The sequence below is a fragment of the Synergistaceae bacterium genome, assembly GCA_017450125.1.
In the GTDB taxonomy this organism is placed as follows: domain Bacteria; phylum Synergistota; class Synergistia; order Synergistales; family Aminobacteriaceae; genus JAFUXM01.
Genome location: JAFSWZ010000038.1, coordinates 67224 through 79256, shown reverse-complemented (window position 1 = coordinate 79256; position 12033 = coordinate 67224). Strand labels below are relative to the sequence as shown.

Annotated in this window: 9 protein-coding genes; 1 reads left to right on the top strand and 8 read right to left on the bottom strand. The window is 55.3% G+C overall.

Annotated features, from left to right (window positions below):
• On the top strand, positions 1-2050 hold a 2050-nt coding region (locus IJT02_08930; protein ID MBQ7545048.1), incomplete at its 5' end, for a hypothetical protein.
• 73 nt (positions 2051-2123) lie between these two features.
• Here IJT02_08930 and IJT02_08925 read toward each other — a convergent pair.
• The 8 genes from IJT02_08925 to IJT02_08890 all read right to left on the bottom strand — a co-directional run bounded on the left by IJT02_08925 (position 2124) and on the right by IJT02_08890 (position 11944).
• Complete coding sequence (locus IJT02_08925; GenBank protein MBQ7545047.1) at positions 2124-3797, bottom strand: carbon starvation protein A; 1674 nt, start codon at positions 3795-3797, stop codon at positions 2124-2126.
• Between the two features lie 52 nt (positions 3798-3849).
• Positions 3850-4284, bottom strand: a complete 435-nt coding sequence (locus IJT02_08920) for a hypothetical protein (protein ID MBQ7545046.1) — start codon at positions 4282-4284, stop codon at positions 3850-3852.
• Between the two features lie 48 nt (positions 4285-4332).
• On the bottom strand, positions 4333-6480 hold the full coding sequence (locus IJT02_08915; protein MBQ7545045.1) for an AAA family ATPase: 2148 nt from the start codon (positions 6478-6480) through the stop codon (positions 4333-4335).
• Between the two features lie 87 nt (positions 6481-6567).
• Positions 6568-7476, bottom strand: coding sequence for a DUF2232 domain-containing protein (locus tag IJT02_08910; GenBank protein MBQ7545044.1), 909 nt, complete (start codon positions 7474-7476; stop codon positions 6568-6570).
• Positions 7476-7709, bottom strand: coding sequence for a 30S ribosomal protein S18 (locus IJT02_08905; GenBank protein MBQ7545043.1), 234 nt, complete (start codon positions 7707-7709; stop codon positions 7476-7478). The genes IJT02_08910 and IJT02_08905 overlap by 1 nt, the downstream gene beginning before the upstream one ends.
• An 87-nt stretch (positions 7710-7796) precedes the next feature.
• Entirely contained in the window at positions 7797-8330 is a 534-nt protein-coding gene (locus IJT02_08900) for a single-stranded DNA-binding protein (GenBank protein MBQ7545042.1), read from the bottom strand.
• A gap of 14 nt (positions 8331-8344) precedes the next feature.
• A complete protein-coding gene (gene rpsF / locus IJT02_08895) occupies positions 8345-8614 on the bottom strand; it encodes a 30S ribosomal protein S6 (GenBank protein ID MBQ7545041.1) in 270 nt (89 codons plus the stop codon).
• A 144-nt stretch (positions 8615-8758) separates the two neighbouring features.
• Complete coding sequence (locus IJT02_08890; GenBank protein ID MBQ7545040.1) at positions 8759-11944, bottom strand: putative Ig domain-containing protein; 3186 nt, start codon at positions 11942-11944, stop codon at positions 8759-8761.
• Between the last annotated feature and the right edge of the window lie 89 nt (positions 11945-12033).

Sequence of the window (12033 nt, the reverse complement as noted above, 5' to 3'; positions counted from 1 at the left end):
CTTCTGGATTGACAAGCCGTATGACATTACTCCTGCCGGATACAACGTCAGCGGGCTTGATATAGTGCTCCTCGACGAAAAGGGCAGACCCTCCGACGAAGGCATTATCTGTTTCAGCCTTCCCTACTTCAGAGGCTACACCAATGACAACAAAGCGTCCTCTTTCACCGAGATCAACGGCAAAAAATACTTTGTCGGTTCCGACTGGGTGAAACGCGGCAAGGACGGACTGTATACAGTTCTCGGGCGCACTGACGACATGGTCAAGATAAGCGGAAACCGTCTCAGCCTTAAGGGGCTCGCGGCGGCCGTAAAGCGAATCCTTCAGCTTGATTTCTGCTATGTCAGCGTCATCATCAGGAACGGCGCGAAGCTCCTCGCTGCGTACTACATGGCGGATAAGGAGCTGGACACTGCGTCGGCAAACTCAACACTGAGGGAGCATCTGCCAAACTTCATGACTATTGCGTGGTTCATCAGGATTGACCACGTCCCGCTGAATGCGAACGGCAAGGTTGATGCTCATGCCTTCCCGCAACCTGATATGTCCGCACGAACCTGCCCGTACGTCAAGCCCGTGAACCTTGTGCAGGCGACGATGTGCGCGGCGATAAAGCACGTGCTCGACCCTGAAGGCAGTGTCGGGATTGATGATGACTTCTTCATGCTGGGCGGAGATTCACTGAAGGCGATAGAGACGGTGCTGCACTGCGGGCTTCGGGGGCTCAATGTGCAGATGATTTACGAGGGGCGGACGGTCAGGAAGATTTCTGCTCTGCTGGAGGACGTGAAGACAGGACACGAAGGGAGCGGCGATGTTCCCTTGAACGTGATACAGCTCTACATGATGGACGAGATCAAGAAGAATGCTCCTGTTCCGACGCTGAACATACCCTTCAGGATAAACATCAAGCCTGACGTGGATTTGCAGGAAGTCTCACGGGCAATAAGTGAAGCTGTGAAGGCTCACCCGATATTGTCGAGCGTTGTTGCTGAGAGTAACGGGCGGTACGTTTTCGAGCAGAGGGCAGACTTTGAGCGTGAGATACCTGTTGAGGAGATGAGGGACGAGGAACTTGAAGCGCAGGTAAATCACTTCGTGAGGCCGTTCACGTTTGACGGTGAGCCGCTGTTCCGGTGCAGGGTCATCAAGACTCCGACACATAAGGCTGTACTACTGGATATATGCCACGTTGTTTGCGACGGGACTTCTGCGGAACGGTTCATCGCAGATATTGTTGCGGCATTGAAGGGCGGACGGCTGGAACGTGATAACACCTTCGGGATTCTGCGTGAGGAAGTGGAATACAGGGAGAGTGATTTGTTCGCTTTGGACATGAAGTATTTCGCCGGAGTCTGCAGGGGCGGGAACTGGAGCACTCTTCCTAAGCAGGACCGCATCACGGACGAGAACGAGGACGCGGAGCATTACGAGGCGTTCAGCTTCACGAGGGACGACGCAGAAGCCTTAAGCGGGAAATACGGGCTGGGGAAAAACGGCTTCTACATTGCGGCGGCGGCTGTTGCTCTGTCTGCCTACAATGCCTCTGATGATGTAATGTTCACGTGGACGTGGGACGGCAGGGCTGACGCAGAAAAGATGAAGGCTGTCGGTGTGCTGATAAAGTATCTTCCTGTTGCGCTTCACCTGACGGAGGGATTAACGTTGTCCGGGCTGTTCGAGGAGATAAGCGCGCAGATAAAGGACGGAATATCGCACGGCAGGGTGTCGTACTGCGATGAAGAGGCCTTCGGTGATGATCTGCTGCTGTGCCTGCTGTATCAGGGTGATATGTATGAATACATTGGGGACGACAGCGTGATTGATAGTCTGGAGGCCGTGCCGTATGATGCTCTCACCTGCGACAACGCGCTGAATGTTGAGATTCTTGACGCGAGGACGGAATACGGGGTATCGCTGGACTATAACGCCAAGCTGTACGATGAAGGTAGCATGAAGAGATTTGCGGGGCTGTTCTGCAAGGCATGTGAGCTGATGCTGACGATGGACGGGAGCGCAACGGTCTCTGATGTGAAGGCTGTGCTTTGAGGGGAGTTGTAGGTGAGGAACATAACCCCCCTCGTTCCACCCTTAGGCAGGGAGGCCGGGAGGGGTGATTGTGTTATGCAGTCGCCGCGTTGTGCTTCGCCGTGAAAAGCTCCTTCCAGCAGTTCGACACCACCAGAACCGCAAGCGTCATCAACGCCAGCGCAATGATTAACTGCAAGCCGTCAACCATGAACACGAAACTTCCCGCACCCAGCTTCAACACAATGTTGTACACGCTGATGATTAATGCGCTCATAGTTACGACGAACATGAACGTCATCGGCACGTACAGCATCCAGCCCTTCCTGCCCGTTACGCGCAGGAACACCGCAAGAGCCGTAAGCACCAGAGCACTCAACAGCTGGTTAGCCGCACCGAACAGAGGCCAGATGCTCGCATAACCCGCAAGGCACAGAGCATAAGCCAGCGCGAGAGAAATTATCGTCGCAACGTAGTTATTCGTGATGAACTTCACGAAGAAGCCCGCTTTCTCGCCTTCAGCCGGAGCAAAGAACTCCTGCCACGACATGCGGCTTATTCTGGTAACCGCGTCAATCGTCGTCATCGCCAGCGCAGAGACGCACATCATCATCACGCACGTAGAGATATGCGCCGGAAGCCCGAACATCGTGAAGAACCCTCCTACAGCGTTGCCGAAAATCTGGAACGGTGTACCCGTAGGAAGCCCTCCGCCGCTCGCCGCACTGCACGCGATAACCAGCGACACAACGCCTAACAGGGTCTCGACGAGCATTGAGCCGTACCCTACAGGGAGCATGTCTACTTCATTGGCGATGGACTTCGAGGACGTGCCCGACGACACAAGGCTGTGGAAGCCTGACACTGCGCCGCACGCTATAGTGATGAACAGTATCGGGAAGAGAGGCTGATTCTTCACGCTCCAGCCCGCGAACATCGGCATCTCTATCGTCGGGTTAGCAACGATGATTCCGACCGCTCCGCCGATAATCATTCCCAGAAGAAGGAACACGCTCAGGTAGTCTCTGGGGTGCTTCAGAAGCCACATCGGCAGAACCGACGCTATGAAGCAGTACGCGAACACGACGTATCTCCACGTCTGGGCGTTGTAGTACATGGGATAGGCAATCCCGAGCCCGAGCATCGCCACAACAAGAATCACGCCGATGATGAACTTAGCAAGCTCGCTGTTGTTCGTGAACCTCAGAAAAAGCCCGAACACCATAGCCGCAAAAATGTATATCATCGAGATTGAGGCCGCCGCCGCTCCGGGCACGTTCTGTCCGCCGTCCTTAGTGAAGCCGTTGAACGTTCCGGCCAAGATGTCCGCGAAGGCCGCAATGACTAACAGCGTAAACAGCCAGCAGAACATCAGGAATAACTTTCTGCCCGTGTGTCCTATGTAACGCTCAATGATGAGCCCCATAGACTTGCCTTCATTCTTGACCGAAGCATAGAGTGCCGTGAAGTCCTGCACTGCGCCGAAGAACACGCCTCCGACGAGAAGCCACAGGAACGCAGGAAGCCAGCCGAACATTGCGGCGATTATCGGGCCGGTAACAGGGCCTGCGCCGGTGATACTGTTGAACTGGTGGGCGAAGATCGTAAACCTTGAGGCCGGTACGTAGTCCTGTCCGTCCTCGAAGCGGTATGCCGGAGTCTTTGCGAGCGGGTCAATTCCCCACGTCCTGGCCAGCCAGCGGCCGTAGAGTACATACGCCAGCGACAGCACGACTACAGCTATGCCGACGAGTGTCAAGCCGTTCATGTTGATACAATTCCTTCTTTCAATGGGAAAATTAGGCGTGAATATAACACCGTCAAATTTCCATGTCAAATGACGCGGCTATTACACTGACTTTCACGCTGTCTCCCAGTGATTCATCGATGACATGTGCCCAGATAAGCTGCGCTGTGGGGTCAACGCTCTCACCCACCATCTCGGCGGCATCGGCCAGTTCTGCCAGCGTAACATCCGGGCTGCTCTGAACACTGACTATGAGCCTGTCAGCGTCCATGATGTGCTCAATTGCCTTGCGCGCGGCATCAGCGCACCTGTTCTCGCCGCTAGCCGTGCCCTCGCCTATGGCAACGTCCCTTGCACCGTCAAGAATGTCCTTGATGTCGTCGAACTCGATGTTGATGAAGCCTGCTTTGCTGAGCAGGTCAGTGATGATTCTTTTGGCGGATTCTGCGGCATTGTCCGGCGCGCTGAAAGTCAGCTCCTGTCCGTCAAACGTAAATGTGTGTTTCATGGTGATTATTCCTCCTGTGAAAAAGTCTGCTGATTATATCATTCCCCCTTAATGTTTCAGCGAGACTTCACGCTTCAGGGCAGCTATCATCTCCTCGTGGCTCGCCTCACAGTCGGACAGGTACGAGGCATACTGCATTCTTACCGCGTGGAAATCTCCGGGCGTGAGCTTCTTCATCGCTGAGAGTTCCCGGCCAAGTTCAGGGCTCAGAGGTTCAGTGCACAGCGGGGCAAGCAGTGAGGCATAAAGTGCAGTAATCTGCTCTGCGCCCGAATAACTGAATGCTACCTTGTAGGAGAACCTCCTCACTGACGCGGCATCAAGCTCGCTGAGCCTGTTAGTCGTGCAGATGCAGAAGCACCGGCATTCCTCGAGGCACGTCAGAAACTCGTTGACCTGACTCACTTCCCAAGAGTGCACCGCCATATCACGCCGGAACAGGAAGGTATCAGCCTCGTCAATCACCAGCACAGCCCCTTCATCCTCAGCCTGCCGGAAAATCCCCGCAATGTTCTTCTCAGTGTTCCCGACGTAGCAGTTCAGCAGGTCGCTTCCTCGTTGGACTATGCATTCACGGTCAATCTCGTACGCAATGTGTCTGGCTAGTGCAGTCTTGCCCGTGCCCGGAGGGCCATAGAAGAGCATCGTTGCGCACCCGCCTTCAAGCTGTCCGTCCGCGAGCTTCATTGCCTCGTCCGCGCGCCTGCACCTCCTCATGATGTCATCTATTGCCGAACCGTCCAGAGATACCCCCGAGAGCGTGAAGCCTCTGATTTCGTTTGACGGCCTGCGTATGAATTTCCGGCCTCCGTGAAGCAGCGTCAGGTAGCTCTTAATGAACTGCTCAACAGTCGGGACAAATTCACCTCCATCACAGCCGAGTGTCTTGGCCTGAGTTACTGCGTTCTCGATCACTGCCGCAGGTACAGCGTAATTCCGTGCGAGAGTCTTGATGTCCGCGTCGCTGAAGCAGTCCCTTACGCTGTGGCGTTCCGTTATGTCGGCAAAGAACCTCTCGCGTTCCTTCCTGCCGGCCTCGTGAAAATATACGCTGTAAGAGAATCTCCGCATCACTGACGGGTGAATATGCTCGACGTGGTTGGTTATCCAGATTACACGGCAGCCCGGCTTCTCGAGCAGCGAATGAAGCCATGATTTCTCCTTGCCTCTGTTCTGGTTCTCGTCTATGCCGCTGTGCAGAATCTGTTCCGCCTCGTCCACAACGATAAAGCTGCCCGGACGTTTCGCGGCTATGTTCATGCTGGCAACCACGCTTCCTTCACGTCCCCTGCGCGCGTCATCTTCGGAGGTGTTGGATGTCCACGCGGTTAATCCCAGTTCATGCGCAAGGCTTCGCGCAAAAGTTGTCTTGCCCGTCCCGGGAGAGCCGTAAATCATGATGTGTACGGGCGAATTTGTGTCCGACTTCAGAAGCCTCGTGATGTAGCTCAAATCTTCACGCGCTATGTTGAACCTGTCCAGAGGCAGAGTGTCTCCTTTCAGCGGCGAACAGAAAATTTCCTCAGGGTCTGCGTCAGGACTCTCGTACAGCTTGAACACGGCATCTGCGATTCTTCCGAAGCCGTTAAATATCGGATGGTCTCCCAAGAGGCAGCATGTCTGGAGTTCGTGAAGGGCATCCATCACCGCAGAAATATCCATGTCCATTACGACAGCGAACATTCTTCTGTTATGTGCCTTGAAGATTTCCAGCTCATTCTCAAGGTAGCCGTTCACATTGCTTTCTGTTTCGTGGATGTACGCGAACTCCAGCAGTTCCTGAGCTTCCGGGCTGAGGCCGAACAGTTCAGCAATCTTCTCGCGTGTTCGCCTGCAGGTCTCCGCGTCAAGGGTTTCTGCTTCTGCGATGGCCTGACAGTGTTTCAGCGCACAGTCTCTCACTGTTCCCTTGAGTGCCGGGTTGTCGATAATTATATCGTTGAAGTCTCTGGTTAAGCGGAACATTGTCCACGTTTGTGCAGCTCGGAGCTCTTCAAGTGCCTCTGCTTTTTCGGGAGTATCAGGCTTCATCCGTACGATTCTGATAATGTCCCGCAGTAACCTTTTAAGGCTGACTCCCGAAAAGTTCAGGTAGTAATAGAATGCCATGTTGTCAGCTTGAAGGATGTCAGCATTCAGAAGCCGGGACATCCACAGTGCTGCTTTTGCCTGAAAGTAAGATATTTCCTGCGTCATAACCTCTTGCCTCCTTCAGGATCGTGTAGCACTATTCTATCCACAGGCCACACACATTTAACGTGTAGGCAGTGAACTGTGAAGCAGCTATTTTCCTCCGAACTTTATCCTTTCGCGGAGGTTCAACGCCATATCGCTCATCCCGATAACGATAAGCCAAGGCCAGAAGAACGGAAAGCTCAGCACAATACACGCAATGACCTTCGACATCCTGCGGAACTTGAAGCCGTCCATGATCCAGAACGCCATAGACACCCCCTGAACGAACATGAAGGCATTAAGCACAATCTGTACGTTCATGATGAAGACCGAGCCCGCGAACCACTCGTCAGCGTTGATGAAGTACCCCGCAAGGAGCGACAGTACCCCCGCGAACAGCAATGACACGGAGAACCTCCACTGGTTGAACGCAGGAAGGGCGGGCGGAGTGTTGGGGAGCTTCTTCGTGATACGGCAGCACATGACGTAGTTGATGAGGGTTTCGACACAGCACCACAGGATAAGCAGCGTCGGCACGATGTGCGGGATAAGCGCAAGCATACTCACGAGAGCTCCGCGAAGTTCGGGCTGGTTGGCGTAGAGCTGAACGATAGCAGAGTCCGCGCGCGAGATGTCGGGAACGAGAATGTTCCGTCCCGTCAGCATCCAGAACACCACGAGGAGCACGAGCTTGCTCACTATCGACACGCCGACGCACACCGTGAGGCTCTCTGCACCTGAGTACTTCTTGGCCTGCCGGAAATCTTCGCGCGACACGGCAGAGATTGCGGCCGAAAGCGGAGCACAGCTGATTAGGAAGAATAACGCTACTGACGGGGACATGATGAAGAACAACGTTGCTTCGACGAGGAGTTCTGCAATGCCTGCGGGTTTGCGTCCTTCAGCACAGCCCAGAACAGCAAGCGGCAGAGGGGCAATCAGCCCCAAAACGGGAAAGTAACTCCCTGCGAGCACCAGCGCAAGGGTTATCGCAACGCAGGGAATTATGCGCTTCATTAGTCGAGCGAGTAGGGGAGAAGTGCCATGTATCTGGCTCTCTTGATCGCCTCAGTAAGCAGACGCTGATGCTTTGCACAGTTGCCGGTTACGCGGCGGGGAATGATCTTTCCGCGCTCGCTGATGTACTTCTTGAGCTTCTCAACGTCCTTGTAGTCTACGTGTTCCTGCTTCTCCACGCAGTAATAGCAGAACTTCGGCCTGCGTCTTGATGCACCTCTGCGCAGACCCATTCCGCCGGCAGCGCGTGCGGGTGTTCCCGGCCTGCCTTCGCGTGATGTGTTTTCGCGTTCCTCCATAAATAAATGTCCTCCTTAAGTCTAGAACGGTATTCCGCCGGAATCGTCCATGTTGTCTGGAATGCCGCTGTTCCCTCCAGCGAAGCCTGGCGTGAAACCTCCTCCGCCGAACCCGCTTTCTCCTATGCTTTTGCCGAAATCGTCATCGCTTGGTACGGGCATATTGTACGGTGATGACGAGCCTGACTGCCTCTGCTGGAAGCCTGTGTCTTGGCCGCCCTCTCTTGAACCCAGCATGACCATATTGTCAGCGTATATCTCTGTGGTGTATCTCTTGCCGCTTCCGTCCTTTGCGTCGTAGCTGCCTGTCTTGATACGGCCTTCAATGAGCACTGGGCTTCCCTTCTTCAGGTACTTTCCGCAGGTCTCGGCCATCGCACCCCACGCAACGACATTGATATAGTCCGTGTTCTCCTGAACTTCACCGTTAGCGTTTTTCCACGTGCTGCTGACGGCAACAGTGAAACGCGCATAAGCCTTCTTGTTGACGGTGTAGCGCAAGTCCGGGTCTCTGGTCAGATTTCCAGCAATTATCGCGCGGTTGAATCCTCTCATAGTCTCCCGCCTCCTTAGTCGTCAAGAACTATCACTAGCTGGCGGTAAACATTCGCCCTCAGGCCAAGCACACGCCTGAGCTCGAACGTCTGGGACGGCTCAAGCTCAAAGTTGAACAGCACGTAATAACCTTCGGGTTGTTTGCGGATGGGATAGGCGAGGGTTCTCTTGCCCCACGCATCTGTCTTTGACACGCTGCCTCCGAGACGCTTGATGAGTTCCTCAATCTGCGTGATCTCTCCTGCTTGGTCGGCATCGGCTGCTGCGTCAAGAATTACTAGCATTTCATACTTGCGCACCTTCACTGCACCTCCTCCCTCTGGACTAATCGGCCTTCCGTCTGTGCGTTATCCCGGAAGGCAGGGACGCGGTGATTATAGCACAAAAAATTACCCTCCCGCCGAAACGAGAGGGCAAACTCTCCGCACTTACTTCCTGCTGACTGCTATTGCAGGCTCGTACGTTACTCCTTCCATCAGCCACACGGACACCTTGACCTTGCGGCTCTCGGGCACAGTCGCGGTCTCTTGGCCTGCCTCATCACTGAACTCCGCTATCTCGTCGTCCTCCGAAGGCTCTGACGAGCGGGCAAGCCAGTACATCTTTGCGCCAATCTCTGCGTCGCCGGAAAGTTCCGCGTCAAAGTCGTACATTCCCGCCACGTCAACGCTTATTGCTCCGAGCTCCGCGACAATCACAAGGTCTTCCGGGAGCACACGTCCTTCATCTTCCGGCATTTCGCTGACATCCTGCGTCTCAGAGCCGGGTTCTTCGTCTTCGGGCAGAGCCGCATTGTTTGATGCTGATTCTGTGTCAGCTATCGTGAGGCTTATCTTCTTGCTCGAGGCCTTAGCGTCGTTCGTGGCCGTAACCTTCACGCGGAAAGTCCCGGACGCTGTCGGCGTGCCGGAGATTGCTCCAGTGCCCGCATTGAGTGCCAGCCCGGCAGGATTGCCGCTCCAGCTCCACGCGATGTCGGGAGTTCCTGTCGCCTCAAGCATCGCGGTGTAGGCCTGACCCTTAGTGCCGGACGGAAGGCTCGCGGTTGTTATCGTGGGCTTGAGTGCCTTCATCACCAGCGCGTAAGTCTTCGAGACAGATCCGCCGTTGTTGCTGAGCGTAACAGTAACGTTCCCGCTGAAGGCCTTTGTGCTCGTCCCGCTGAATGTCCCATCGCTGAAGGTTATTCCGTCGGGAAGCGTGCTCTCGCATCCCCACGTGAGCGGCGTGCTCCCCGTAGCTTTCAGGGTAACGCTGTAGGGAGAACCGGCAGTACCCTTCTTGAGGCTCGATGTCCGAATCTTCGGTGCTACCGCGTTGACCTTAAGGGTGAGGTCTTTCGAGTCAGACCCGTAATCGTTCGTTGCCGCGAATCTCACGGTGTAAGTCCCGTCCCCTGTCGTCTTGCCGCTGAGTGCTCCGCTTGATTCCTTAAGGTTTATCCCCGCAGGAAGAGACGAGCCCTCCGCGACTGACCACGCTATCTTCTTCGTGCCGTCCGCCTTGAGCTTGGCACTGTAACTCTTGCCGGTCGTGGCTTCCTTGAGGGTTGTCGTCGTTATCGCCGGAGCTGAGTTGACCTTGAGGGACTTGGTCTTGGTCGTCTTGCCGCCCGTGTTCTGCGCAGTTATCTTCACCGAGAACTTCCCCCAGTCCGTCGGCGTTCCCGAGAAGTTCACCGCAGCGTCCTTCGAGACATACGCGTACGTTACGCCCGCAGGAAGTTTGTTGACCGTTACGGTGATGGGGTTAGTGCCCGTTACGCTCGCGCTCGCAGTGTAGGGCTGCCCCTTCACCGCGTCGCCCATGCCGGTGATGCTGATCACGGGCTTCTGGGACTTCACCGTCAGCTTGAAGCGTTTCACTGCAGAGCCGCCGGAGTTCGTCGCACCAACCCTCACGTAACCATTGAAGGCCGCGCTGGGTATTCCGCTGAGTTCTGCGCTTACAGTGTCAAACGACAGGCCGGCAGGAATGTCATCGCTTATCTCCCACGTTATGTCGCCTGTGCCCTTGCTGGCCGTGAATGTCAGCTTGTAGGGAACGTCGACATAGGCGGTCTTTGCGCTGAAACTCTTTATCGTCGGCTTCTCGTCGAGGACGTTGAGCGTGAATACTTTGTTCGTACTGCCTGCGCTGTTGCTCGCCGTAATCGTCAGGGGGTACGACGCGCGAACTGTCGGCTTGCCCTTGATGTAGCCGGTTGACGCGTTAAGGGTGAAGCCGTCCTGAAGCGCAACGTCTGCTGACCACGTTATGGGCTTCGTGCCGCCCGCCTTGAGCATGAAGCTGTAGCTCTTGCCGACTGTAGCGTCCTTGAGCACGTCCGTAGAGATCACAGGTGCTGTTCCTGAAGTCTCATCGTCGTCGCTATCATCATAACTTCCTGCTGACTCGCTGGTGCCGTCGTACTCAGTGCCGTTCACGTACAGCTTGAAGCTGCCCAGAGTTATCGTGCCCTTGTTCTCCAGAGCCGAGACGTACGAGTCTGCTGTGAGCGTCCACGTTGTGCCCTCTGACACCGTAACCTTCACCGCACCGGCCTGCCCCGACGTGTTGACCGCACCGGTGAACGTCGATGTACCGTAAAGGCTCATGTTGAGCCTCGACGCGCTGTCCACGAGAATATTGCCCGCAAGCGTCTGGTTCGTCGCGTTAAGAGTAACTTTTCCGCCGTTGCTGCCGCTTGTCCCCCAGCTGTCAGCAGATGCCCGCAGAAGATAGCCCGACGCGTCGCTGTTCGTGATGGTTACGCTGTTAAGGGTGATAGTTGTTGTGGTGTTGGTTACGTGGAAGATGTCTCCCTGCGAGTTAGTGAGGCTTCCGCCAGCCATCGTGAAATAGCTCGAGCCGTCCGAAGCGTCGCCCGACATTGACTGGTAGATTAACACCGCCTGATGCGTCGTGTCCTGACCGTTCAGGGTTGTGTGGTTCGCGGTAAGATTCGAGTTCGTCAGGCTTACAGAGTTCCCGCCCTCAATCACTACAACCTGCGCAATCCCGGAAACGAGCGTAACATCAGCACCAGCTATCGTCGCCGTAGAGTAGATAGCAGGAGAGCCCTGACCGTTCGTGGTGTACGTTCCGCCTTTGACGTTGATAGTCCCGCCGCCCCTGTCCGCGCGAATCGCCGCAGAAGAACCTCCTGAAGTAGTGATGCTGAGCCTGTCCGCGCTGATTATCCCTCCGCCGGTAACCATGATGCCGCCGGAATTGTTCTTAGTGGTAGTTATCGTAGCATCAGAGATTATGATTTTCGTGCCGTTCCCGGAATTGCTGCCGTTGAGGTTGCCGCCGTACGAGAAGACTGCGTTTCCGCCGACCGCGTCGCTGTTGATCGTCGTGGAACTCCCGCTCAGCGTGAGCTGTGCACCGCCACTCGCGAAGACTGCCGCGTTCGAGCCCGTCCAGTCGTAGCCGCTCGCTCCGTCGCTGGAACCTGTTGCGTCGCCCGTCTTGGTTACAGTCGCATTGACATGGCTTGCCGTGCCGCTCGTGAGGGAGATTGCGTGCGTGCCCGCCGTTGTTGCGCTGAAGTTTTCCGCATAGCATGAAGCCGCGAACGAAAGCAGGACGATGACGCACAAGAAGAATACATATCCGCTTCTCTTCATGAATAACACCTCTGTAATCTGTTGGGATGGATATAGTTTAGTGTCGGACAGCCTTAACAGCAACCACAATTCTGCACAAAAAATGAGAC

What these genes read in the sequence shown, in the direction of transcription:
- IJT02_08925 (MBQ7545047.1), bottom strand. Translation starts at nt 3,797, where the DNA reads ATGAACGGCTTGACACTCGTCGGCATAGCTGTAGTCGTGCTGTCGCTG.
- IJT02_08920 (MBQ7545046.1), bottom strand. Translation starts at nt 4,284, where the DNA reads ATGAAACACACATTTACGTTTGACGGACAGGAGCTGACTTTCAGCGCG.
- IJT02_08915 (MBQ7545045.1), bottom strand. Translation starts at nt 6,480, where the DNA reads ATGACGCAGGAAATATCTTACTTTCAGGCAAAAGCAGCACTGTGGATG.
- IJT02_08910 (MBQ7545044.1), bottom strand. Translation starts at nt 7,476, where the DNA reads ATGAAGCGCATAATTCCCTGCGTTGCGATAACCCTTGCGCTGGTGCTC.
- IJT02_08905 (MBQ7545043.1), bottom strand. Translation starts at nt 7,709, where the DNA reads ATGGGTCTGCGCAGAGGTGCATCAAGACGCAGGCCGAAGTTCTGCTAT.
- IJT02_08900 (MBQ7545042.1), bottom strand. Translation starts at nt 8,330, where the DNA reads ATGAGAGGATTCAACCGCGCGATAATTGCTGGAAATCTGACCAGAGAC.
- rpsF (MBQ7545041.1), bottom strand. Translation starts at nt 8,614, where the DNA reads ATGCTAGTAATTCTTGACGCAGCAGCCGATGCCGACCAAGCAGGAGAG.
- IJT02_08890 (MBQ7545040.1), bottom strand. Translation starts at nt 11,944, where the DNA reads ATGAAGAGAAGCGGATATGTATTCTTCTTGTGCGTCATCGTCCTGCTT.